We start from the raw sequence: 23,489 nt of genomic DNA, 5'->3' as shown, positions 1-23,489 counted from the left end.
CCTGAGGGTGACCTTTCCCCGGTCCCTAGAATGGAGCCATGGCCCACCACGTGGAGAAGACCGACGCCGAGTGGCGTGAGCAGCTCTCGCCCGAGGAGTACGCCGTCCTCCGCAAGGCCGGCACCGAGCGGGCGTTCACCGGTGAGTACACCGACACCGAGACCAAGGGCGTCTACTCGTGCAAGGCGTGCCACGCCAAGCTCTTCGAGTCCGACACCAAGTTCCACTCCGGCTGCGGCTGGCCCTCGTTCTACCAGCCGATCACCGACACGATCGAGTACATCGAGGACACCTCGCACGGCATGAAGCGGGTCGAGGTCCGCTGCGCCAACTGCGGCTCGCACCTCGGTCACGTGTTCCCCGACGGCTACGGGACCCCGACCGGCGACCGGTACTGCATCAACTCGATCAGCCTCACGCTGGAGCCCGCCGACCAGCAGTAGGCGCGACTGGACCAGACCAACAGGTGGCGGGTCGGCGAACTCGCCACGAGGTACGCCGGCGCGGAGCATCGTGCTGCGCATGACCACCACCCCGCTCTCCCCCGCTGACGACCTACGCGGCCTCTGCGGCGGTCGCGTGCACCTGCCCGGCGACCCCGGCTACGACGCCGCGCGGACACCCTGGAACCTCGCCGTCGACCAGCGCCCGGCCGCCGTCGCCGTCCCGCACTCGGCCGAGGAGGTGGCCGAGGTCGTCCGGGCCGCCGCGGCCGCCGGCCTCCGCGTCGCTCCGCAGAGCAGCGGCCACGGCGCGGGCCCGCTCGGAGAGCGCGGCCTCGAGGACGTCGTGCTGGTGCGGCTCAACGAGCTGACCGGCGTCACGGTCGATCCCGGGGCCCGCGTCGCGCGGGTGCTCGGCGGGACCCTTTGGCAGGAGGTCATCGACGCCAGCGCGCCGCACGGGCTCACGGCCCTGCACGGCAGCTCACCGGACGTCGCGGTCGCCGGCTACGTGCTCGGCGGCGGCCTGTCCTTCTACGGCCGCCGGCACGGCCTCGCGACCAACAGCCTGCGCGCGGTCGAGCTCGTCACCGCCGACGGCGCGCTGGTGCGCGCCAGCGCGGACGAGAACGCCGAGCTGTTCTGGGCGGTCCGCGGCGGCAGCGGCAACTTCGGGGTCGCCGTCGCGTTCGAGGTCGAGCTGCTGCCGTACGCCGAGGTGTACGCCGGGATGCTGCTCTGGGACCGCGAGCGGGCACCCGCGGTCGTGCGCGCGTGGGCCGCCTGGACCGCGGACCTCCCCGAGTCGGTGACCACGTCACTGCGGGTGATGAGCTTCCCGCCGCTGCCCGACCTGCCGCCGTTCCTCAGCGGGCGCCGGATCGTCGTGATCGACGGCGCCGTGCTCGAGGACGACGACCGCGCGGCCGAGCTGCTCGCCCCGCTGCGGGCGCTCGAGCCGGAGATGGACACGTTCGCCCGGATCCCCTCGGCAGGGCTCGTCCACGTGCACATGGACCCGCCCGCGCCGGTGCCGGCCGTCGCGGACCACGCGGTGCTCGCGGCCCTGCCCGAGGAGGCGGTCGCGGCGTACCTCGCCGAGGTCGGCCCCGGCTCGGACACGTCGCTGCTGTTCGCGGAGCTCCGCCACCTCGGCGGTGCACTCGGCCGGCCGGCCGAGAACGGTGGCGTGGCCTCGCACCTCGAGGGCGGCTACGCGCTGTTCTGCTGCGCGATGGCGCCGTTCCCGGCGGCCGCCGCCCAGGGCCGGGCCGACGCCCTGGCGGCGTGCGCCGCGCTCGCGCCGTGGACGACCGGCACCCGGGTCACCAACTTCACCGAGACCGTGGCCGACGTCTCGAGCATGTACGGCGACCGCTGGGAACGGCTGCGCGCGGTCAAGGCCGCGGTCGACCCCGCCGGCCGCTTCGTCGGGCACCACCCGGTGGGCTGACCCGGCCTACTCGGAGTCCACGAGCGCCGGGACGACCACGACGACGCCCTCGCCGTACTGCTCGTCGACCTGGTCCTGCAGCGAGCCGTCGTCGTAGACCACGTCGACGAGCACGCGCCTGCCGTCGACGGACGCGCCCTGCGCGCCGGGTAGGTCGCGCCCGACCTCGTCGGCGATGTCCTGCAGCTCGGCGCGTGTGTGCTCGACCGAAGGAGGCGGGTACGTCGGCGACGGCTCGGCCATCGGGTCGTAGGCGGCCCCGGGGACGGCGTCCTCGTAGGTGAGCGTCGTGCCGTCCCAGGTGCCGGTCACGACGTACTGCCCCCACCGGGTGCTGTCGGACTTCTGGTAGGTGCCCTCGTGCCGGGTCCAGTCCCAGCCGTCGACAGGCGGGCCGCTGCACTGCGGCGGCCAGGACTCCGCCACGGCGCCGAGGCAGAGCTCGGGTGAGCCGGTTTCCATGACCGTGGCGATGGCGCGGGTGCGGACCTGTCCCGGTGCGGCCGGTACGGCGGTCGGGCTCGCCGCGCCGGCCGGGTCGGTCGCGGTGGTGCCGCTGTCGCTGCCGCACGCGGCGACGAGGAGCACGGCGGCCAGGGCGAGGGCGAGCTTCATGCCGGTACGACGGCGACGGGCCCGCACCGGTTCCGCATCAGAGCCCGGGGTCAGGGCAGCCGGTCGACGAGGTCGGCGACGCCGACGAGGGCACCGGTGTAGAACGGCACCTCCTCGCGGACGTGGCGCCGGGCCTCGGACCCGCGCAGGTGGCGCATCAGGTCGACGATCCGGTGCAGCTCGTCTGCCTCGAACGCGAGGATCCACTCGTAGTCGCCGAGCGAGAAGCTCGCGACCGTGTTCGCCCGCACGTCCGGGTAGTCGCGCGCCATCTTGCCGTGGTCGGCGAGCATCCGGCGGCGGTCGGCGTCCTCGAGCAGGTACCAGTCGTAGGACCGCACGAAGGGGTAGACCGAGACGTGCTTCTTCGGCTCCTCGTCGCTGAGGAACGCCGGCACGTGGCTCTTGTTGAACTCCGCCGGCCGGTGCAGCGCCATCTGCGACCAGACCGGGTCCAGGCGGCTGCCGAACGCCGTCCGGCGGAACCGGTTGTACGCCGCCTGCAGCTGCTCGGAGGTGGCGGCGTGCCACCAGACCATCAGGTCGGCGTCGGCGCGCAGGCCGGAGACGTCGTACACACCGCGCACGACGACGTCGGACTCGGCGAGCTCGGCGAAGAGCTTCTCGACCTCGGCGCCCTCGGCGGCGCGGTCGGCCCCCATGTCGGGCGTGCCGAGCGGGTCCGCGAGCGCGAAGACCGACCACATCGTGTAGCGGATGCTGTCGTTGATCTCCCGGGCCTTCTGCGCCTTGCTGCTCATGCCTCCATTGTCTCCCCGGGCTCAATCGCGGCCGTAGCCGGCCTCCCTCGCCCTGATGATCGCCTCGGCCCGGCCGGCGGCGTGCAGCTTGGCGTAGATGCCGGAGACCGCGTTGCGGACGGTCTTGCCGGAGACGTAGAGCTCGGCGGCGATCGCGTCGTTCGAGCGCCCGGCGGCGAGCAGCCGGAGCACGTCGCGCTCGCGCGCGGTCAGCTCCGGGAACGGCTCCTCCTGGCGGGTCACCGCGCCGGTGAGGTACGCCGCGACGCGGGCCGCCATGCGGGCGCCGAACACCATGCCGCCGGACGCCGCGGCGCGGATCGCGTTCTGCACCTCGTCGGCACCGGACCCCTTGAGCAGGTAGCCGCTCGCGCCCGCGCGCATGGCGCTGAGCACGGTCTCGTCGTCCTCGTTCATGGTCAGCATCACGACCCGGACGCCGGGCTGGCGCCCGGTGATCATCCGGGTCGCCTCGATCCCGTCCAGCTGCGGCATCTGGATGTCCATGACGACCACGTCCGGCCCGGTCTCGGCGACGACGTGGATCGCGTCCCGGCCGTCGGCTGCGGTCCCGACGACCTCGATCCCCTCCAGCGCCCCGAGCAGGCTGGCCAGCCCCTCGCGGACGATCTGGTGGTCGTCCACGACCACCACGCGGATGTCGGACGGCTCGGTCATCGGTCGCTCCTCAGGGGCAGCCAGGCGCGCACGACCGTGCCGCCGGTGGGTGGGCAGGTGACCTCGCTGCGGCCACCCAGCTCGGCGGCGCGCTCCCGCAGCCCGACCAGGCCGATCCCGGCCTGCGCGTCCGCGGGGATGCCGGCGCCGTCGTCGGCGACCTCGACGAGCAGCGCGCTGTCGACGACGTCGAGGCGGACCGCGGCGCGGGTGGCGCCGGCGTGCCGGGCGACGTTGGTCATCGCCTCGCCCGCGATCCGGTACGCCGCGACCTCCACCGCGGCCGGCAGGGTGCCGAGCTCGCCGGCCTCGACGGTCGCGGGCGGGTCCAGCTGCTCCGCCTGCTGGCGCAGCGCCCCGACCAGGCCCAGGTCGTCCAGGGCCGGGGGCCGCAGGTCGTGCACGAGGCGGCGTACGTCGGCGACGACCTCCTGGACGTGCTGGCTGGTGCCGTGGATCCGGGCCTTGGCCGCGCCCGGGTCCCTGTCGACCAGCAGTCGCGCCGACTCGAGCTGGAACACCACGCCACTGAGCGCGGGGCCGAGCCCGTCGTGCAGGTCGCGGCGGATCCGCCGGCGCTCCTCCTCGCGGGCGCTGACCAGCCGCTCCCGGCTCTCCTGGAGCTCCTCGGCCAGCCTGCTGGTACGGGCGGCGGTGGCGGCCTGGCGGACCAGGTCGCCGAGCAGCTCCTCGTCGCGGCGGGAGAGCCGGCTGCGCAGCCCGCGAGCGGGCAGCACCAGCCGGCCGACCTCGCTGTCGCGGTAGGCGATCGGCAGGGTGCGCGTCGCGGCCGGCCGCTCGCCGTACGTCGCCACGAGCCGCTCGCCGCCGCTCCGGTCGACCTCGACGCTCACGAAGCCGACGCCGAAGGCGCTCGCGACGGCGCGCGCGACCGCCGCGAGCTGCTCGGTGCCCTCGTCGGTGGACTCGAGGGTGGAGGCCAGGCCGGCGACGGCGTCGTAGGGGTTGGCACGGTCGCCGAGGAACAGCCGGCGCACCCAGCGCGAGAGCCGCTGCCGCAACGGGCCGTAGAGCAGGATCGTCAGCAGCAGCACCACGAGGATCACCTGGGGCTGCTCGAGGGAGTCCCCGAGGACTGCGGTCAGGAGGGCGACGACGGCCAGGTCGACACCGACCAGCACGACCGCGAGCGCGGCCACCACGATGGTCCGGCCGAGGAGGTCCTCGATCGAGACCAGCGACGGGTCGACGATCGCGACCGTCATCGAGATCGGCACCAGCGTGATCGCCAGGAAGAACGCGGCGTCGCTCAGCGGCCCGAGGTCGAGCGCGATCGAGACGACCACGACGGCCACCGTCACGAGCGCGCCCCAGAGCAGCCAGCGCATCTGGTCGCGGGCCGCGCCGCGCGACGACCGGTAGCGGCTGACGACGACGCCCACCGGCACGACGAGCCCCAGGAACGTCACGGCCTGGAGGGTGCCGATCAGGGCGTCCGCGATCGGCCCGGTGGCCGCGATCGTGGTGGGGTCCAGGTCGAGGCCGGGAGGGAGGAGACCGGGAGTCGTCTTCGACCGGTACGGCACGACGTCGAGGGCCAGGGCGCTGAGCACCATCGCGCCCATGCAGGCCCAGCTCGCGACGCCCCACCGGCCCGGGAGGAACCGGCCCTCGGGGAACAGCAGCGGCAGCACCACGACGGTCGCGATGAGCAGCGAGGTGAAGCGGAACAGGAACCAGACCGTGAAGGTCATCCCCGGCAGCGCGTCCTCGGTGACGAGCCCGAGCCGCACGTAGGCCTCCGAGAGCCCGTCCAGGCTCCAGAACAGCGCGACGCCGGCCATCGTCCAGCCGATCACCCGGTGGCCTGGGCTGCGCAGCACGACGGCCGACAGCACGCCGAGGACCAGCCCGACCAGCCCGGTGCCGAGCCCGGTGCCGACGTCGCTGTCCGGGCCCAGCGCGTAGAGCACGGAGCGGTCCCGCGTCGCGAGGTCGAGCAGGACGATCGCGACCAGGCAGAGCGCGGTCGCGGCCGGAGGGAGAGCAGCGACCGGCCAGGAGGCCGGTCGCTGCTCGTTGCTCACGCGCACATCATGACCGGAACGCGCGGTCACCGAAGGAGAACCCGAGAGCGGTCACGACGAGCCAGAGCGAGCCGGTGACGCCGGCCATGTACTCCAGCGGCGAGACGCCGAGCACGACCGTGAGGCCGCCGAGCACCAGGCCGACCAGGCCGATCCACCGCGGGACGCCACCGCTGCGCGCCACGACGTGGAGGGCCAGGCCGGCCAGGCCCGCGAGGACCCAGACCCACGGGATGGTCCCGATCCAGTGGTTGTACATCGCGCCCGTGCTGTCGTCGACGATGCCGTCGCCCTGGGCCAGCGGCATCATGAACTCGGTGTCGAGCCCGGCGCCGAGCACGCTCACGACGGCGGTGCCGGCGAGGCCGGCGAGCGCGACGACCGGGGCCAGTCCGTGGGGGGCGACGGCCCGCAGCCGGCGGTGCAGGCCGGCGGCGAAGACGACCATGAGCAGGGCGCCGAGCGTGGTGATCGAGTGGAAGGCGAACATCACGCCGGCCTTGTCCTGCAGGGCGTCGGCGACCCCGGCGGTCGTGCCGGCGTACTCGTCCCGGTAGACGACGTCGATCATCGAGGAGGTCGCGATGGTCGCGATCCCGGCAAGGCCGGCGCCCAGTCCGGCGAGGGTCCAGGCGCGGGAGGTCCGGGGGGCGACCGGGGTGCCGGCCAGGTCCGTGCGGACGGGGTTGTGGGTGGTGACGTGGGTGGTGACGTGGGTGGTCATCGCGGAGCGCTTTCTGTGAGGGTGGGTATTTCCGATGACCCGAGGTTGTCGGGCCCGATGTCCCACGGGACAGGGACAACCGGGCAGACTGCTGCCGATGGACGCCACCCCCGCGCTGCGGATCGCGATGTGGTCCGGGCCGCGCAACCTCTCGACCGCCCTGATGCGCAGCTTCGAGAACCGCGCCGACTGCTCGGTCGTCGACGAGCCGTTGTACGCGGCGTACCTGGCCGCGACCGGGCTCGACCACCCGGGCCGCGACGAGGTGATCGCCTCGCAGCCGACCGACCCGGCCACCGTGGTGCGCGAGCTGACCTCGGGCCCGGTGCCGACGCCCGTGCAGTACCAGAAGCACATGACCCACCACCTGCTGCCGGACTTCGACCGCGCCGGGCTGGGATCGCTCACGCACGCGTTCCTGGTCCGAGACCCCGAGCGGGTGCTGACGTCGTACGCCAAGGTCCGCGACGAGCCCACGCTCGAGGACCTCGGGCTGCCGCAGCAGCTGGAGCTCTTCGAGACGTACGGCGGGCCGGTGGTCGACGCGGGCGACGTGCTGCGGGACCCGCGCGGGACGCTGGGCCTGCTCTGCTCGGCGCTCGGCATCGCCTTCGACGAGGCGATGCTGTCCTGGCCCGCGGGGCCGCGGGAGACCGACGGCGTCTGGGCGCCGCACTGGTACGCCGGCGTCGAGGCGTCGACCGGCTTCGCGGCGTACTCCCCCGGGGCGGGCGACCCGCTGGCGGACCGGCTCGCGCCGCTGCTGGAGCGGTGCCTGCCCTACTACGAGGCGCTCGCGCCGTACCGCCTCCGCCCCGCGGACCAACCTGGAGAGCGAGTGGAGGGCTGATGCAACAGCACTGGGACGAGCGCAACCGCGACCTCGTCGTCGGGATCGACGACCGGCTGGTGCACCGCGACCAGGCCGGGATCAGCCCGTTCGACTCGGTCGTGCAGGGCGGCGACGCGGTGTGGGAGGGGCTGCGGCTGTACGGCGGCCGGATCTTCAAGCTCACCGAGCACCTGGCCCGGCTGCGACGATCGGCGCAGGCGCTGGCGTTCACCTCCGTGCCTTCCGAGGCGGAGATCACCGCGCGGATCCGCGACGTGCTCGCCGCCAACGCGATGACCGACGACGTGCACATCCGGCTCACGCTCACCCGCGGCGTGAAGATCACCAGCGGCATGGACCCGCGGCTCAACCAGTCCGGTCCGACGCTGATCGTGCTTGCGGAGTTCAAGTCGCCGGTCTACGACGACAGCGGGATCTCGCTGGTCACCTCCTCGGTGCGGCGGACCCGTCCCGACTCGCTCGACCCGAAGATCCACCACAACAACCTGCTCACCTCGATCCTCGCGAAGATCGAGGCGAACGTCGCCGGGGCGGACGACGCGCTGATGCTCGACGACGCCGGGTTCGTGGCCGAGACGAACGCCACGCACGTCTTCCACGTGAAGGACGGCGTGGTGCGCACCTCGACGACCCGCGCGTGCCCCGAGGGCATCACCCGGGAGACGATCCTCGAGCTCTGTGCGACCGCTGGGATCGCGACGGTCGTCGGGGACTTCTCGCTGACCGAGGTCCACACCGCCGACGAGGTGTTCGTGACCGGCACCATGGGCGGTGTCACCCCGGTCCTCACCGTCGACGGCCGCACCATCGGCGCCGGCCGGCCCGGTCCGTTCGTCACCCGCCTGTCCGCGGCGTACCTCGAGCGGACCGCGTCCGAGGGGACGCCGGTCGCCTAGTCGATCTGCGCCGCCGCCCGGTGCGCCGACGCGATGACGGCGGGGATGCCCACGCCGTCGTAGGCGGCTCCGCACAGCGCGAGCCCGGGCACGGCGGACACCGCGGCCCGGATCCGCTCGACCCGGTCGAGGTGGCCGACGGCGTACTGCGGCAGGCCGCCGCCCCAGCGCTGGACGTGGGTGTCCACGGGGGCCGCGGACCCACCGACCGCCTCGCGGAGGTCTGCGAGCGACCAGGCGACCAGGTCCTCGTCGTCGGCGTGCAGGGCGGACTCCTCGCGGTGCCGGCCGAGCGAGGTGCGCAGGAGCAGCAGCCCGTCGCCGGCGGCGCGGACCCAGCCCCACTTCGCGAACGAGAACGTCGAGGCCTTGATCCGCCGGCCGTCGACCGGCGGCACCAGGAAGCCCGACGAGTCGGTCCCCGCGAGCTCGGGGACGTCGGACGCCTGGAACGCGAACGTCACCACCACCATCGAGGCGTAGTCGATCGAGCCGAGCTCGGCGGCGGCGACCGGCGCCACGCCGGCGAGCAGGCGCGCCGCCGGGGCGGCGGGCACGGCGAGGACGACCGCGTCGGCGAGGAGCTCCTCGGCGGCGGTCGTCGGCCCCACGGTCAGCGCCCAGCCGGAGTCGGTGCGCCGCAGCTCGCGCACGGTCGCACCGGTCCGCACCGAGAGCGTCGCCGCCAGCAGCTCCGGCAGCCGGCCCATGCCGCCCGGGATGCCTGCGAACACCGGTGCGTCGGAGGTCGGCGCCGGGAGCGCCCCGCCCTCGACGAGCGGGACCAGCTGCGGCACGGTCGACCGGGTGGACAGCCGGCGCGCGTGCCCGGCGTACACACCACCGAGCAGCGGTTCGACCAGCCGGTCGGTCACCTCCGCCCCGTAGACCGCGTCGACCAGGTCGCCGACCGACACGTCGCCCTCCACGGGTGCGGGGACCGCCGCGCGGAACCGGGCCAGGCCCTCCGGCGACAGCACGCCGGACGGGCCGGGGTCCTCGAGCGGCACTCCCATCAGCGACCGCGGCAGCGGCCGCAGTGCGCCCCGCGTCCAGATCCGCGAGGACGCCAGCGTCGGGTGCTCGAGGGGCAGCCCGAGGGAGCGGGCCAGCTCGACGCCCTCGGGGCGCCGGTTCAGCATCGCCTCCGCGCCCACGTCGACGGTCACGCCGCCGACCGAGGCGCGGAGCAGCTTGCCGCCCACGCGAGGCGCCGCCTCCAGCACCAGGACGTCGTGGCCCGCGGAGACCAGGTCATGCGCCGCGGTCAGGCCGCCGACTCCGGCGCCGACCACGACCACCCTGCTCACCCCTCGAGTCTCCCAGAGGGGTCCCGCGCCGCGGCAGCGGGTGCGTGCGGCCGCGGCGCGGGAGATCAACCGGCCAGTCGGCCGAATCCGCTGCGGTGGAACACCAGCGGCGAGGACGTGGTCTCGTGCTCCACGGCGTGCAGCTCCAGCAGCACGATCGTGTGGTCGCCGGCCTCCACCTCGCGGTAGATCGTGCAGTCGAAGCGCGCCAGGCCCTCGTCCAGCAGCGTCGCGCCGTCGTCGGTCGTGGTGACGGCGAGCCCGTCGAAGCGGCTCGCGACCGGGCCGGCCAGCTGCCGGCACACGTCGTCGTGGTGGTCGGCGAGGATGGTGACGCCGAGGTGGCCGGACCGGCGCAGCGTCGGCCAGGTCTTGGAGGAGTTCGCCACGGAGAACGACACCAGGGCCGGCTCGAGGCTCACGGAGGTGAACGAGCTCGCCGCGAGGCCGACCAGCTCGCCGTCCACCTCGGCGGCGACCGCGACCACGCCGCTGGGGAAGACCCCGAACGCCTCGCGCAGCCGCCCGGGGTCGAGGTCCTGGTTGGTGGGCAGGTGGCTGACGGTCATGCCGTGGCTCCCGTTCTGCTGTCGAGGACGGCGCCGATGACGGGCCGGGCGAGGTCGAGCCAGGGCTGGTACGCCGCGGGGTCGTCGTACGCCGAGTCGACGACGTACAGGCCCCTGGCCGGCACGATGCCGCCGATCTCGGTGAGCACCGGTCGCAGCGTCAGCTCCGGTGCCAGCGCGTGACCGGGCCCGGCGCCGAGCATCAGGGGCACGGCCACGCCGCCCAGCCCGTCGGTGGCGAAGCGGTCCAGGAACAGCTTGAGCAGCCCGGTGTAGGCGCCCTTGTACGTCGGCGACGCGACGACCACCAGGTCGGCGGCGCCGACCTCGGTGACCAGCTCGCCCACCAGCGCGTCCTGCCAGTCGAGCAGCCGCGGCCCGAGGTCGGCCAGGTCGACGACCTGGTCCGGCTGGTGCCCCGCGAGCTCGCGGGCTAGGTACGTCGCGGCCGCCAACGTGCGGCTGCGCGGCTTCGGGTTCCCGACGACCACGGACACCCGGGCCGTGGGCCGGCCCGCTGGGTCGTGCTGCGACATTCCGACCACCTCCGCTCTTTCTAACTTATGTCGATCAGATTGCTGTACTTTTGGTGGCGGTTCAAGCCGATCGGCCCCTCACGGCGGGCGGAGTCGGTGATCGGGTGACAGGGACCGCCTCTCACCCACCGCGAGAGGAGACCACCAGGTGCGCATCGAACAGCTCGAGTACGTCACCGCGGTGACCCAGCACGGGTCGCTGCGCCGGGCCAGCCAGCGGCTGCACATCTCCCAGCCCGCACTCAGCGAGGCGGTCACCAAGCTCGAGCGCGAGCTCGGCGTGACGCTGCTCGACCGGCGCCGCTCCGGGGCGCGGATCAGCCGCCGCGGTCGCGAGCTGCTGCAGAACATGGCCGAGGTGCTCGAGGCCGTGGACCGCCTCCGGACCGCGGCCGGGGACCAGGCGGCCGCGCACCACGTCGTGCGGGTGGGCACGGTGAGCGCGGCGACGGCCACCCTGCTGGTCCCGGCCGTCCGCGACCTCCGCGGCACCGATCCCGGCTGCACCGTCGAGGTGGTCAGCAACCAGCCCGCCGACATCCACCAGGGCCTGCTGGACGGCGCCCTGGACCTGGGCCTCGTCAACGTGCTCGAGGGCGACGACCCGCCGACCGACGTGGTCGGCACCAGCCTGGTGCACGGGCGACCGGTCGCCGTGCTGCCGGCACACCACCCGCTCACGGCGTACGCCGAGGTGACGACCGACCAGCTGCGCGCCGAGCCGTTCGTGGCGATGCGCGAGGGCTACCTGATGCACCGGTTCGCGAACCGGCTCTTCGGCCCGGACATGCCCTCGACGTCGTACACGACCCACGGCGCGGAGCTGGGCAAGGTGATGGTCGCCGAGGGCCTCGGGCTCGCCGTGCTCCCCGACTACAGCGTGGCGGGCGACCCGCTGGAGCGGGCCGGGCTGATCACCGCCCGTCCGCTCGCGAACGACAGCACCTCGGTCAGCCTGGTGCTGCAGCAGCGCCGCCTGCAGCACGTGCCGCGGCCGGTCCGGGACCTCGAGGCCGCCCTGGTCGCCCGGGCCCGTGCGCACCGGTCGGGAACCGATCTCGCGGAGGTCACGTCCCAGAGCGCATGACCCCGTCCCGTGCGCCGAAGCGCACCCTCCTCCCCGGCCTCGCCCTGCTCTCCGTGCTGCTCGCGGGCGCCCTGGCCGGGTGCAGTGGCAGCGACGGTGCCGGCGGTGGCGGCGACTCGGGCGCCGCGGGCTCGGCCCCGGTGGCCGCGGAGGCACCGGCCCCCGCCGACGGCGTGCGCGCGAACGCCGACCTGGCGCAGTCGTACGGCGCGGGCGCCAGGAACCGGGTCGAGCCCGGTCCCGAGGTGATGTCGCGGGCGGTGATCCGCAAGGGCGACGTGGAGCTGCGCGCCGACGACGTCGGCAAGGCGCAGTTCGACGTACGCCGCGTCGTCGGCCGCTACGCCGGCGAGGTCACCGAGGAGAAGACCACCACCGACGACGACGGCAAGCCGGCGTACACGAACATGGTGCTGCGGATCCCGACCGAGAGCTTCGGCGACGCGATGGCCGACCTCCAGGGCACCGAGGGCACCGAGCTGGTGTCGGCGAACTCCAGCGAGGACGACGTCACGACCAAGCTGATCGACACCCAGAGCCGGCTCGCGGCCCAGAAGCGCAGCATCGCCCGGATCACCGTGCTGTTCGACCGGGCGCAGAGCATCCGGGACATCATGGCGATCGAGTCGGAGCTCTCGCAGCGGCAGGCCGACCTCGACTCGCTGGAGCGGCAGGCGGCGTACCTGCGCGGCCAGACCTCGATGTCGACGATCACCGTGAGCATCGACGAGACCCCCGCCAGGGTGGTCCCGAAGGCCGAGGAGGACAGGTCCGGGTTCTTCGCCGGGCTGTCGGCCGGCTGGGACGCGCTGGCGGCGTTCGCCGTCGGGCTGGCGACCCTGCTGGGCGCGCTGCTGCCGTGGCTGGTGGTGCTCGGGATCCTCGGGCCGCCTGCGTACCTGCTGGTCCGGGCGATCCGGCGCCGGATCAGCGCGGGTAGGTCTGCACGAACTCCGTCAGCCGCTTGAGCTGGTCCGGGTCGGTCGACGGGATCACGCCGTGGCCGAGGTTGAAGATGTGGCCCTTCGCCCTCCGGCCGGCCTCGACGATCTCCGCTGCGCGGGCGGTCATCACCTCGGTCGGCGCGAACACCAGCGTGGGATCCAGGTTGCCCTGGACGCACCGGTCGCCGACCCGGTCGATCGCGTCGCCGAGCGGCGTCCGCCAGTCGACACCGACCACGTCCGCGCCGGCCGCACCCATCAGGCCGAGCAGGTTCGACGTACCGACGCCGAAGTGGATGCGCGGCACGCCCAGCGCGCCCGCCCGCTCCAGCACCCGCGCGGAGTGCGGCATCACGAAGGCCTCGTAGTCGGCCGGGGTCAGGGCGCCGGCCCAGGAGTCGAACAGCTGCACCGCGGAGGCGCCCGCGCCGACCTGGACCTCGAGGTACGTCGCGGCGATGCCGGCGATCTTGCGCATCAGCGCGTCCCAGACGTCGGGGGCGCCGAACATCATCGCCTTGGTGCGGGCGTGCTCCTTGGACGGCCCGCCCTCGACGAGGTACGACGCGACCGTGAACGGCGCGCCCGCGAACCCGATGAGCGGCGTCTCGCCCAGCTCGGAGACCAGGTTGCGGACGGCCCGGTCGATGTAGGGCACGTGCTCGGCGGTGAGGTCCGGGATCGCCTCGACGTCGGCGAGCGTCTCGACCGGCTTCGCGACGACCGGGCCGATGCCGGGCTTGATGTCGAGGTCGACACCGACCGCCTTGAGCGGCAGCACGATGTCGGAGAAGAAGATGGCCGCGTCGACGCCGTAGCGGCGGACCGGCTGGAGCGTGATCTCGGTCACGAGGTCGGGGTCCATGCAGGACTCGAGCATGCCGACGCCCTTGCGGACCTCGAGGTACTCGGGCAGCGAGCGCCCCGCCTGGCGCATGAACCACACGGGCGTGTGCGGCACCGGCTCGCCCCGTGCGGCGAGGAGGAAGGCGCTCGTCACGGGTGAAGCCTCGCAGGTCACCCGGCGTGTTCGCACATCGGGACCGGCCGGATCGACCTACTGTGACTTCATGGTCGTCGGTCAGGAGACGCACCCGGGAACGGGTGCGGGCGCCGTGCCCCCGGAGTTCCGGGACGCGGTGGCGACCATGCGCGCGGCGCGGCTGCGCCCCGAGATCCTCTGCGAGGAGATGCCCGCGCCCCAGCGGATCGCGCCGTACGCCTCGGCCCTGTCCGCGGACGTGACGGTCGACGACACCGATCTCGGCACCGGCCGGATCATCCTGCTGCACGACCCCGCGGGCAACGACGCCTGGGACGGCACCTTCCGCTGCGTCGCGTACGCCCGCGCCGAGGTGGACCTCGAGCTGGCGGTCGACCCGATGCTCGGCGCCGTCGGCTGGTCCTGGCTGACCGAGGCGCTCGACGCGCACGGCGCGTCGTACGGCGCGATCTCCGGCACCGTCACCCGGGTCTCGACCGAGAGCTTCGGCGGGATGTCCGACGAGGGCGGCACCGCCCAGATCGAGATCCGCGCCTCGTGGACGCCGATGATCCCCGACGAGGCGCCCGCGCTGGCGCCGCTCGACCTGGCCCCGCACGTCGAGGCGTGGGGCGAGCTGCTGTGCACCGCCGTCGGGCTGCCGCCGGTGCCGGAAGGCGTCGCCGTGATGCCGAGCCGTCGCGGGCAGCGAGGCCCGGGGCGCTGACATGACCTCTGAGGAAGCCCCGGAACCGCCCCTCCTCACCCTGCGCGACGGCCTGACGGCCGTCGTCGACACCGAGGCCGGCCTCGCCGACCTGGTCGAGAAGCTCGGCGCCGGCAGCGGCCCCGTCGCGATCGACGCCGAGCGGGCGTCCGGCTACCGGTACTCCTCGCGCGCCTACCTGATCCAGCTGCGCCGCGAGGGCTCCGGCACCTTCCTGCTCGACCCGATCCCGTTCGGCTCGCTGCCGACCCTGCAGGAGGTGCTCGACGGCACCGAGTGGATCCTGCACGCGGCGACCCAGGACCTCCCCTGCCTCGCCGAGGTCGGGCTCCACCCGTCGGCGTTGTTCGACACCGAGCTCGCCGGGCGGCTGCTCGGCTACCCCCGGGTCGGGCTCGCCACCCTCGTCGAGAGCCTGCTCGGTGCGCGCCTCGCCAAGGAGCACTCGGCGGTCGACTGGTCGACGCGCCCGCTGCCCCAGCCGTGGCTGGAGTACGCCGCCCTCGACGTCGAGGTGCTCGTCGAGCTCCGGACGCTCCTCGAGGCCGAGCTCATCGCTGCGGGCAAGGACGAGTGGGCGCGGCAGGAGTTCGAGTACCTCCGCGGCTTCGAGCCGACGCCGCGCTTCGAGGCGTGGCGGCGTACCTCCGGGGTGCACCGGGTGCGCGGTCGCCGCGGCCTCGGCGCCGTCCGCGCCCTGTGGGAGGTGCGGGACAGCCTCGCCGAGCAGCGCGACGTGACGCCGGGCCGGATCATCCCCGACGCCGCCATCGTCGCGGCCGCGCAGGCGCTGCCGACCGACCGCGACACGCTGCTGTCCACCAAGGGCTTCCACGGCCGGGGCGCCGAGCGCTACGCCAGCCGCTGGGTCGCCGCCCTTCGCGAGGTCGCGGAGATGCCCGAGTCCGAGCTGCCCACGCGCTCGCCGCGGGGCGACGGCCCGCCGCTGCCCCGTGCCTGGGCCGAGAAGGACCCGGTCGCGGCCCGCCGCCTGGCCCTCGCCCGCGACGCGATGACCGCCCGCGCCGAGGAGCTCAACCTCCCCGTCGAGAACGTGCTCACCCCGGACTACCTGCGCCGCACCCTCTGGACTCCCCCGTCCACCCGCGACGCCGAGCGCCTGGGCGCGGCCGTCGCCGACCAGCTCGCAGGCTACGGCGCCCGTCCGTGGCAGGTCGAGATCGCCGGACCGATCCTGGTCGAGGCGATCCTGAAGGCCGAGGAGCCGGTGGAGGAGCCGGTGGAGGAGCCGGTGGAGGAGCCGGCCGAGGTCCCTCCTGTCGAGGACGATCCGGTCGAGGAGAGCTCCGCGGAGGACTGAACCTCGACCCGGGTCGCCGACGTCAGTCGGAGGGCGACTCCGACGGCCCCGGCGAGGACGAGTACTCCGGGTCGAGGATCGGCTTGGAGGTGTCGTCGATCCGCTGCGTGATGCCGTCGAGGTCGAGCACGCCCACGCCGAAGACGAGCTGCTCGAGGTCCGGCTCGACGGCTTCCTGGAGGGCGGGGAGCGTGTCGACGAGCGGGGCCTGGACCATGCTCCGCACGGCGGTGTTGAAGACCGTGCTGTGCTGCGGCTCGCGGGCCGGCTGGAGGAACGTGTCGGAGAGCGCGACCTGGAGGTTGGCCGGCGCGAGGTAGCCGGTGCGGGTCACCCGGGTCACCGAGTCGACGGACAGCTCGTGGACCATGAAGTCCGCGGCGTCCGGCGGGCTGGCCGCCTTCCGGGAGAGGCAGAGGCCGCTGACGTCGCCGACCGTGGCCGCGCTGCCGAGGGACGGCATCGCCATCACGTCGAAGTCGAGGTCCGGGACCAGGCGCAGCTCGGGCACCAGGGAGCGGTACCCCGCGATCATCCCGAGCTTGCCGCGCTCGAACCACTTCAGCGCCGTCGCCCGGTCGAGCTGCTGCTCGTCGAGCGTGACCTGCGGGTTGCGCAGGAGCTGCAGCGTGGTGTCCAGGGCGACCCTGGAGTCGCTGCTGGACAGCGTCAGCGACTTCGGGTCGGAGCCGTCGTCGAAGACCGAGCCGCCGCCGGACACGATGAACGGCGAGAGGCCGGGCAGCGTGGCGCTGATGTGCACACCCTTGGTGCCGCGGCCGGGACGGCTCGCGAAGGACGCCGCGGCGCTGAACTGGTCGAACGACCAGCTGGTCGAGTCCGGGTCCGGTGCGTCCAGGCCGCGCCTGGTCATCCTGGCGAAGTCCACGAGGCGCTTGTTGTAGTAGATGACCATCGGCGAGACGCCGTACGGCATGCACTGCAGGCGGTCGTCGACGCTGAACGCCTGCAGGGCGTCGCGGGAGTAGCCGTCGCCGAAGTCCACCCCGCGCTCGTCGAGCAGCTCGTCGACCGGCTGGGTCAGCTTGTCGTCGAGCAGCCAGCGCAGGTCGGTGCGCGAGGTCAGGAACACGTCGGGCAGGTCGGCGCCGGACTCGACGGCGTCGCGGAACGCCTCGCGGGTCTTCCACACCCGGAGCCGCACGTCCGGGCCGTCGGTGAGGCCGTTCCACTGGTCCACCGTGGAGCGGTACGCCGCGATCTGCGTGCTCGGCCCGTAGACGCCGAACGTCAGGTGCGTGACCGGTGCCGGCGACGTGGACGTCGGGAGGCGCGATGCCGGCGGGTCGGACTCGTCGGTGCAACCGACGGCCGCCAGCACGACGCCGGCAGCGAGTGCTCCCGCCAGCGTGCGGCGTACCCGGGTCCCCCGCACTGCGCCCTCCTCGTTCCGTCGGCCGGGGCCACCCTACCGAGTGTCGGAACCCGGCTCCGACCTCGTTCCTCCCTACGATGAGAGCTGTGTCTCGGGTTCCCCTCGCCGCCGTGACCATGCTCACGGCCCTCGCCCTCGCCGGCTGCGGCGACGGTGGTGCGCCGGAGCGCGCGTCCGCGCCGGAGCCGAGGCAGCTCCCCACCCACACCGCGACCGCGACACCCGAGCCCACCCCCTCGACGACCGCGGCACCCGGCCCGACCCGCCGTCCCGGGCACAAGGTCGGCACGCTCGCTCCACGCACTCGCACGAGCACGGCCGGGGACGTGCACCTCCTCGCCGCCGACCGGCTGCCGACGATCGGCGGCCGCGCCTGGACCATCGGTACCGACCAGCCCGTCGGCCCCGTCGGCGCCTGCCAGAAGACCGCGCTCGAGACGATCGGCGCGATGTCGACCGCCAGCCGGTCGTTCACCGCGGACGACGGGCTCACCGCGACCCAGCTGGTCGCGCGGTTCCCGGACGCGAGGTCGGCCTGGCGCGCCCACCAGGTCCTGGTCGCCTGGCGCGACGACTGCGAGTCCCGGGTGCAGCGCTCGACGGTCGGCCCCCTCCAGCCCGTGACCGTGCGGACCGGCACCGGCGACAGCTATCGCGGCTCCTTCCGCGCCCGGTCCGCCGGCCTCGGCATCCTCCGCACCGGCAGCTACCTGACGATGGTCGAGGTCGCCGCTAACGGTGACCGCTACCCGCGCGACTGGGACCCGGCCCGGGTCGCCGTACGCCGGATCGCGCGCACCTTCTAGGTAGTGCGGCCTAGATCGTGTGGAACTTCCGGGCCTCGGTGACGACCCGGTCGAACACCGAGCGGTCGAGCGCGGCACCCTCCCGGCGTACGCCGGACGCGGTCAGCACGATCAGCCGGTCCAGCCGGACCTCGCTCGGTCGCCGCTCACGGTCCCAGCCGCCGGTGCCGACGTCCATCCAGTGCCGGCCCCAACGGTCCTCCTGGGCGGCGTCGCGGTCGTGGTCCTTGCTGGTCAGCATCAGGCCGAGCAGCCGCTTGCCGTCCCGGGCCAGCAGCAGCACCGGCCGGTCCTTGCCCTGCGCCGGGTCGTCCTCGTAGGGCACCCAGCCCCAGACGACCTCGCCCGGGTCGGGGCGCCCGTCGGCCTTGGGCGCGTAGACGGCCTGGACGGGCTTGCGGCGGAACAGCCGGCGGAGGGCTCGCATGGGCCCAGACTCGCACGGTTGCGGAGGAGGCCCGCAGATGAGGGAGTACGCCGGACCGGGAGCGCCTCACGGCGCGTGGCCGCTCGTAGCGGCTTATTGTGGGACCCGGGGCTGCCACAGCCCGACGTACTCGCGATGAGTGTAACGGGATCAGGCCAGGCCTTGTTCCATCTCCACATGTCCGGCGGACTCGAGCTGCTCGGAGAGCACCAGCACCCGCTGCACCTCGGCCGTGGAGCTCGACCCGAGCGCCGCGCGACCGGTCGCCACCACCCGGGCGAACGCCGCCGCGCGCAGCAGTACGTCGGCGAAGTCGCTGCCCGCGATCCCGCGCAGCACCTCGTCGACCATCGCCCTGAGCTGGTCCGGCCCCGGCGGGTCGGCGACGCCCGCGACCACGCGCGCGACCTGGGCCGGGCGCCGGCCGGCCTCGAACTCGCGCGCGACGCCGACCGGGTCGGCGTACACCCACGAGCGCAGCAGGTAGAGCCGCCACAGGCAGCCGGCCAGCGAGTCCGCGGGCGACCCCGACCACACCTCGGCGATCGTCTCGATGCCCTCGGTGTCGGCCAGGTGCAGCAGCCGGTCGGCGACCTCCGAATCGTCGGAGTCCCTGGCGCCGCGCACCAGGAGGGTCGCGGCCCGGTCCGCAGCCTCGCTCACGAGCGCCGGGTCGGTGCCGCCGACGAGCGACTCGAAGAACGGTCCGCCGGGCGTCATCGGCCGGTGGTGCTGACGATCACTCACGCCCTGCACACTACGGGGCGCGCTCCGGGGCGAGGCTGCGTCGGATGCGCTGGTCGCTGACCGGGGCTGGCGTGCCGAGCTGCTGGGCCCACAGCGAGACGCGGTACTCCTCCAGCATCCACCGCACCTGGCGCAGCGGCTCGCCGGGCGGCCGGCCCTCCGGCAGCGCGTCCACCTGGTGCAGGTAGGCGTCCTGGAGGTCGGCGACCTGGTCCATCAGCTGCCGGTCCCGGCTGACATGCACCCCGAGCCGTTCCCGGCGGTGCTCCATCGCGGCGAGGTACGTCGGGTAGCGGCGCAGCTGGGTCGTCCCCGCCTCGCCCACGAACCCGCGGTGCACCAGCCGCGCCAGCTGTGCGCGCAGGTCGGTCAGGGCGGGCAGTAGGGCCAGGTCCGCCCGCCCGCTGAGGCTCTTCTCGACTCCTCGCCACGCGTCGAGGACGCGCATCACGTCTGCCATCACCGCGCGCAGGTGCGCCTCGAGGTCGCGGGACGCCTCGGCTCTCAGCGCGGCGTACGCCTCCTCGTCCCGCACCGGCGGCCGGGCGTCGACCGCGGCCCCGACGACGGCCGCACGGCAGTCCTCGAGCAGCTCCGCGACGGTCGGGTACGGCGAGCCGGCGAGACCGAGCTTCTCGGTGTTGGTGAGTCCGTCCAGCACCCGCTTGACCGGCGAGGGTAGCTCGATCAGCAGCAGCCGCCGGACGCCGAGACGGTGCCGGGCCTCCTGCTCGTCGGCCGAGCCGAACACCTGCAGCCCGACCGTCTCGCCCTCGTCGACCAGTGCCGGGAAGACCTGCACCTCGTGGCCCGCGCGGTGCTGGGTGAACGAGGCGTCGACGGTGCCGAACGCCCACGTGGTCTCCCCGGTGCGCGCCAGCCCGCTCTCGCTGGCGACCTCGCGGATCGCCTCGGCGAACTTCGGCCGCAGCGGCTCCTTGAGCGCCTCCAGGTCCTTGCCGCGGGCCTGCTCGCGGCCGGCGTCGTCGACGACGCGGTACGTCGGTCGCAGGTGCTCGGGCACCTTCGACCAGTCCCAGGCGTCGCGGGGCACGACCACTCCGGTGGTCGAGCGGCACCACCGCTCCAAGGCGTCGAGCAGCCCCTCCTCCCCCGGAGGCACGGCGGCCAGGAAATCGCGCGCCTTGTTGGGCGCGGGCACGAAGTTCACGCGCAGGTTCTTGGGCAGGCTGCGGATCAGGCTGGTGACCAGCTCCTCCCGCAGCCCGGGGACGTTCCACGAGAAGTCGTCGGCCTCGACCCTGTTCAGCGTCGCGACGGGCACGTCGATGGTCAGGCCGTCGTCGGCGGCGCCGGGCTCGAAGTGGTAGCTGATCGGGAACGTCAGGCCCTCGGCCTCCCAGAGCTCCGGGTAGTCGCCCTCGCTGATCTCCCCGGCCGTGTCGTGGGTGAGCATCGACGGGTCGAACGTGAGCAGTCCGCCGTGGCGCTGCCGCTCCTGCTTCCACCAGCTGTCGAAGTGCGCGCCGCTCACGACGTCCGCCGGGATCCGCTGGTCGTAGAACTCGAAGAGCGTGTGCTCGTCGACCACGATGTCGCGCCGCCGGGCGCGGTGCTCGAGCTCCTCGGCCTCCTCCAGCAGCCGGCGGTTCGTCTCCAGGAAGCGGTGCCGGCTGTTCCACTCGCCGTACACGAGCGCATGCCGGATGAAGAGCTCCCGCGCCAGCGGCGGGTCGACCTTGCCGTAGGAGATCAGGCGGTCCGCGACCAGCGGCACGCCGTACAGCGTGACGCGCTCGTGGGCCATCACGGCCGCGCGCTTCTTGCTCCAGTGCGGCTCGGAGTAGGTCCGCTTCGCCAGCTCGCCGGCGAGCCGCTCGGCCCACTCGGGCTTGATGGCGGCATTCTGCCGCGCCCAGAGCCGGCTCGTCTCGACGAGCTCGCCGGCCATGAGGAACTGCGGGTTCTTCCGGTGCAGCCCGCTGCCCGGGAAGATCGCGAACTTCGCGCCGCGAGCGCCGAGGTACTCACGCATGCCTCGCTCGCCCCTCTCCCGCACCTCGAGCAGGCCGATGTGGGAGAGGAGCCCGGACAGCAGCGCCTGGTGGATGCCGTCGCTGTCGACCGCCCCGTGGTCGGTGGTCGAGTGAGCCGCGAGGGACGAGCGGCTCGTATCGAGACCCATCTCCTTGCAGACCTGGCGCAGCTGGGACTCGAAGTCCTGCCACTCGCGCACCCGCAGGTAGTTGAGGAACTCGCGCTTGCACATCCGGCGGAACGCCGACGAGGACAGCTCGCGCTGCTGGTCCTTGACGTACCGCCACAGGTTGAGCCAGGTGAGGAAGTCGCTGCCGTCGGCCTTGAACCGGGCGTGCTGCTGGTCGGCCTGCGCCTGCATCTCGGCCGGCCGCTCGCGCGGGTCCTGGAGCGACAGCGCCGCGGCGATGACGATCACCTCGCGCACGCAGCCGAGCCGCTCGGCCTCGAGGATCATCCGGGCCAGCCGCGGGTCGATCGGCAGCCGCGCCAGCCGGCGGCCGATCCGCGAGAGCTTCCCGTCCCGGAGGGCGCCGAGCTCCTCCAGCAGCTGGACCCCGGCGGTGACGTTGCGGCGGTCCGGAGGCTCCAGGAACGGGAACCGGGCGATGTCACCCAGCCCCAGCGAGGCCATCTGGAGGATGACGCTGGCCAGGTTGGTGCGCAGGATCTCCGGGTCGGTGAACTCGGACCGGCCCTCGAAGTCCTCCTCGGAGTAGAGCCGGATCGCGATACCGGCCTCGACGCGGCCGCAACGTCCGGACCGCTGGTTGGCCGACGCCTGGCTGATCGGCTCGATGGGCAGCCGCTGCACCTTGGTCCGCACCGAGTAGCGGCTGACGCGCGCGACACCGGTGTCGACGACGTACCGGATCCCCGGCACGGTCAGGGACGTCTCCGCGACGTTGGTGGCCAGCACGACCCGGCGTCCGGTGTGGGAGGAGAACACCTTGTGCTGCTCGGCGGCGGACAGCCGCGAGTACAGCGGCACGATCTCGGTGTGCGGCAGGTCCTTCATCGCGTCGGCGGTGTCGCGGATCTCGCGCTCGCCCGGCAGGAAGACGAGCACGTCGCCCGGTCCCTCCGCCGACAGCTCCTTGACCGCGTCGACGATCGCCTCGGTCTGGTCACGCACGACGACCTCTCCCTCGTCGTCCTCCTCGGACAGCGCCATCAGCGGCCGGTAGCGGATCTCGACCGGGTAGGTGCGGCCGGACACCTCGACGACGGGCGCGTCGAAGTGCTGCGCGAACCGGTCGACGTCGATGGTGGCGGAGGTGATGACCAGCTTCAGGTCGGGGCGCTTCGGCAGCAGCCGCTTGAGGTAGCCGAGCAGGAAGTCGATGTTGAGGCTCCGCTCGTGCGCCTCGTCGATGATGATCGTGTCGTACTTCCGCAGCTGCCGGTCCCGCTGGAGCTCCGCGAGCAGGATGCCGTCGGTCATCAGCTTCACGCGGCTCTGCTTCGACGTCCGGTCGGTGAAGCGGACCTGGTAGCCGACCAGGTCGCCGAGGTCGGTCCTCAGCTCGCTGGCGATCCGCTCCGCGACCGAGCGCGCCGCGATCCGGCGCGGCTGGGTGTGCCCGATCAGACCCTTCGTGCCGCGGCCGAGCTCGAGGCAGATCTTCGGCAGCTGGGTCGTCTTGCCCGAGCCGGTCTCCCCCGCCACGATCACGACCTGGTGGTCGCGGATGGCGGCGGCGATGTCCTCGCGGCGCTGGGTGACCGGCAGCTCCGGAGGGTAGGCGATCTGGAGCTCGGTCATGACCCCACCATTGTGCCGGGCCACCGCACACTTCGTTGGTCGAGTAGGCCGCCGCGAGGAACGAGCGGCGGACGTATCGAGACCCACCGGCCGCCCCGAGGTCTCGATACGCTCGCTGGCGCTCGCCTCGTTGGTCGAGTAGCCCGCCGCGAGGGACGAGCGGCGGGCGTATCGAGACCCACCGGCCGCCCCGAGGTCTCGATACGCTCGCTGGCGCTCGCTACTCGACCACCGAACACGTCATTGGTCGAGTAGCCCGCCGCGAGGGACGAGCGGCGGGCGTATCGAGACCTACCCTCCGAAGTCCTTCTTCGAGAGAGCGGGCAACGCGGCGTAGTCCTGGTCGATCAGGGCCAGCCGCTTGGAGCGGCCCCAGTTCTGGATCTGCTTCTCGCGTGCGAAC

Annotated in this window: 22 protein-coding genes; 9 read left to right on the top strand and 13 right to left on the bottom strand. The window is 73.4% G+C overall.

What is annotated here, in order from left to right:
• The first annotated feature begins 38 nt into the window (after positions 1-38).
• Together msrB and N538_RS0100110 are read left to right on the top strand one after the other, a co-directional pair.
• The gene (msrB, locus tag N538_RS0100115) at positions 39-443 is read left to right on the top strand and encodes a peptide-methionine (R)-S-oxide reductase MsrB (protein ID WP_028635593.1); all 405 of its coding nucleotides are present in this window, start codon (positions 39-41) and stop codon (positions 441-443) included.
• A 79-nt stretch (positions 444-522) separates the two neighbouring features.
• Positions 523-1,896: an FAD-binding oxidoreductase gene (locus N538_RS0100110; RefSeq protein ID WP_028635592.1), complete on the top strand. Its 1,374-nt coding sequence runs from the start codon at positions 523-525 to the stop codon at positions 1,894-1,896.
• Positions 1,897-1,902: 6 nt separating this feature from the next.
• On the opposite strand, the gene N538_RS0100105 is transcribed toward N538_RS0100110, so the two are convergent.
• Genes N538_RS0100105 through N538_RS0100085 form a run of 5 tightly spaced genes read right to left on the bottom strand, consistent with a single transcriptional unit; the run spans position 1,903 to position 6,722 of the window.
• Positions 1,903-2,511, bottom strand: a complete 609-nt coding sequence (locus tag N538_RS0100105) for a hypothetical protein (RefSeq protein ID WP_028635591.1) — start codon at positions 2,509-2,511, stop codon at positions 1,903-1,905.
• 50 nt (positions 2,512-2,561) lie between these two features.
• Complete coding sequence (gene hemQ / locus N538_RS0100100) at positions 2,562-3,272, bottom strand: hydrogen peroxide-dependent heme synthase (protein ID WP_028635590.1); 711 nt, start codon at positions 3,270-3,272, stop codon at positions 2,562-2,564.
• A gap of 21 nt (positions 3,273-3,293) precedes the next feature.
• Positions 3,294-3,950 carry a response regulator transcription factor gene (locus N538_RS0100095; RefSeq protein WP_028635589.1) on the bottom strand — a complete coding sequence of 219 codons (657 nt, stop codon included), beginning with the start codon at positions 3,948-3,950 and terminating at the stop codon, positions 3,294-3,296.
• Complete coding sequence (locus tag N538_RS0100090) at positions 3,947-5,998, bottom strand: sensor histidine kinase (RefSeq protein ID WP_051548507.1); 2,052 nt, start codon at positions 5,996-5,998, stop codon at positions 3,947-3,949. The genes N538_RS0100095 and N538_RS0100090 overlap by 4 nt, the downstream gene beginning before the upstream one ends.
• A 7-nt stretch (positions 5,999-6,005) precedes the next feature.
• The gene (locus tag N538_RS0100085) at positions 6,006-6,722 is read right to left on the bottom strand and encodes a hypothetical protein (protein WP_051548505.1); all 717 of its coding nucleotides are present in this window, start codon (positions 6,720-6,722) and stop codon (positions 6,006-6,008) included.
• Positions 6,723-6,819: 97 nt separating this feature from the next.
• Here N538_RS0100085 and N538_RS0100080 point away from each other — a divergent pair, with 97 nt between their 5' ends.
• A complete protein-coding gene (locus tag N538_RS0100080) occupies positions 6,820-7,572 on the top strand; it encodes a hypothetical protein (protein ID WP_036568960.1) in 753 nt (250 codons plus the stop codon).
• On the top strand, positions 7,572-8,471 hold the full coding sequence (locus N538_RS0100075; protein WP_028635585.1) for an aminotransferase class IV: 900 nt from the start codon (positions 7,572-7,574) through the stop codon (positions 8,469-8,471). The genes N538_RS0100080 and N538_RS0100075 overlap by 1 nt, the downstream gene beginning before the upstream one ends.
• Here the strand turns inward: N538_RS0100075 and N538_RS0100070 are convergent.
• The 3 genes from N538_RS0100070 to N538_RS0100060 form a co-directional block, all read right to left on the bottom strand.
• Entirely contained in the window at positions 8,468-9,781 is a 1,314-nt protein-coding gene (locus N538_RS0100070; protein WP_028635584.1) for a protoporphyrinogen/coproporphyrinogen oxidase, read from the bottom strand. The genes N538_RS0100075 and N538_RS0100070 overlap by 4 nt on opposite strands.
• 65 nt (positions 9,782-9,846) lie before the next feature.
• Positions 9,847-10,350 carry a flavin reductase family protein gene (locus tag N538_RS0100065; RefSeq protein ID WP_028635583.1) on the bottom strand — a complete coding sequence of 168 codons (504 nt, stop codon included), beginning with the start codon at positions 10,348-10,350 and terminating at the stop codon, positions 9,847-9,849.
• A complete protein-coding gene (locus N538_RS0100060) occupies positions 10,347-10,886 on the bottom strand; it encodes an NADPH-dependent FMN reductase (RefSeq protein ID WP_051548503.1) in 540 nt (179 codons plus the stop codon). The genes N538_RS0100065 and N538_RS0100060 overlap by 4 nt, the downstream gene beginning before the upstream one ends.
• Before the next feature lie 148 nt (positions 10,887-11,034).
• Between N538_RS0100060 and N538_RS0100055 the strand changes: the two genes are divergently transcribed.
• Positions 11,035-11,973, top strand: coding sequence for a LysR family transcriptional regulator (locus N538_RS0100055; protein ID WP_028635581.1), 939 nt, complete (start codon positions 11,035-11,037; stop codon positions 11,971-11,973).
• Positions 11,970-12,941 carry a DUF4349 domain-containing protein gene (locus tag N538_RS0100050; protein WP_028635580.1) on the top strand — a complete coding sequence of 324 codons (972 nt, stop codon included), beginning with the start codon at positions 11,970-11,972 and terminating at the stop codon, positions 12,939-12,941. The genes N538_RS0100055 and N538_RS0100050 overlap by 4 nt, the downstream gene beginning before the upstream one ends.
• Here N538_RS0100050 and hemE read toward each other — a convergent pair.
• Positions 12,901-13,917: a uroporphyrinogen decarboxylase gene (gene hemE / locus N538_RS0100045; RefSeq protein ID WP_231496093.1), complete on the bottom strand. Its 1,017-nt coding sequence runs from the start codon at positions 13,915-13,917 to the stop codon at positions 12,901-12,903. The genes N538_RS0100050 and hemE overlap by 41 nt on opposite strands.
• Positions 13,918-13,987: 70 nt before the next feature.
• Here hemE and N538_RS0100040 point away from each other — a divergent pair, with 70 nt between their 5' ends.
• Both N538_RS0100040 and N538_RS23120 read left to right on the top strand, forming a co-directional pair.
• Complete coding sequence (locus tag N538_RS0100040; RefSeq protein ID WP_051548501.1) at positions 13,988-14,626, top strand: DUF3000 domain-containing protein; 639 nt, start codon at positions 13,988-13,990, stop codon at positions 14,624-14,626.
• Position 14,627: 1 nt separating this feature from the next.
• On the top strand, positions 14,628-15,947 hold the full coding sequence (locus tag N538_RS23120; RefSeq protein ID WP_081790183.1) for an HRDC domain-containing protein: 1,320 nt from the start codon (positions 14,628-14,630) through the stop codon (positions 15,945-15,947).
• 22 nt (positions 15,948-15,969) lie between these two features.
• Here N538_RS23120 and N538_RS0100030 read toward each other — a convergent pair whose 3' ends face one another.
• Positions 15,970-17,343: an ABC transporter substrate-binding protein gene (locus N538_RS0100030; RefSeq protein ID WP_028635577.1), complete on the bottom strand. Its 1,374-nt coding sequence runs from the start codon at positions 17,341-17,343 to the stop codon at positions 15,970-15,972.
• Between the two features lie 86 nt (positions 17,344-17,429).
• Here N538_RS0100030 and N538_RS0100025 point away from each other — a divergent pair, with 86 nt between their 5' ends.
• Entirely contained in the window at positions 17,430-18,149 is a 720-nt protein-coding gene (locus tag N538_RS0100025) for a hypothetical protein (protein ID WP_155991882.1), read from the top strand.
• 10 nt (positions 18,150-18,159) lie between these two features.
• Here N538_RS0100025 and N538_RS0100020 read toward each other — a convergent pair whose 3' ends face one another.
• The 3 genes from N538_RS0100020 to hrpA form a co-directional block, all read right to left on the bottom strand.
• Positions 18,160-18,576 (bottom strand): type II toxin-antitoxin system PemK/MazF family toxin, encoded by a 417-nt coding sequence (locus N538_RS0100020; RefSeq protein WP_051548498.1) that lies wholly within the window; start codon positions 18,574-18,576, stop codon positions 18,160-18,162.
• 150 nt (positions 18,577-18,726) lie between these two features.
• Positions 18,727-19,323: a hypothetical protein gene (locus N538_RS0100015; RefSeq protein WP_231496092.1), complete on the bottom strand. Its 597-nt coding sequence runs from the start codon at positions 19,321-19,323 to the stop codon at positions 18,727-18,729.
• A 10-nt stretch (positions 19,324-19,333) separates the two neighbouring features.
• Complete coding sequence (hrpA, locus tag N538_RS0100010) at positions 19,334-23,086, bottom strand: ATP-dependent RNA helicase HrpA (protein ID WP_036568956.1); 3,753 nt, start codon at positions 23,084-23,086, stop codon at positions 19,334-19,336.
• Positions 23,087-23,489 lie beyond the last annotated feature (403 nt).

The organism is Nocardioides sp. URHA0032 (assembly GCF_000620645.1).
In the GTDB taxonomy this organism is placed as follows: domain Bacteria; phylum Actinomycetota; class Actinomycetes; order Propionibacteriales; family Nocardioidaceae; genus Nocardioides.
The sequence above is the reverse complement of the archived record's forward strand: the minus strand, read 5'-3'. Positions and strand labels throughout refer to the sequence as shown.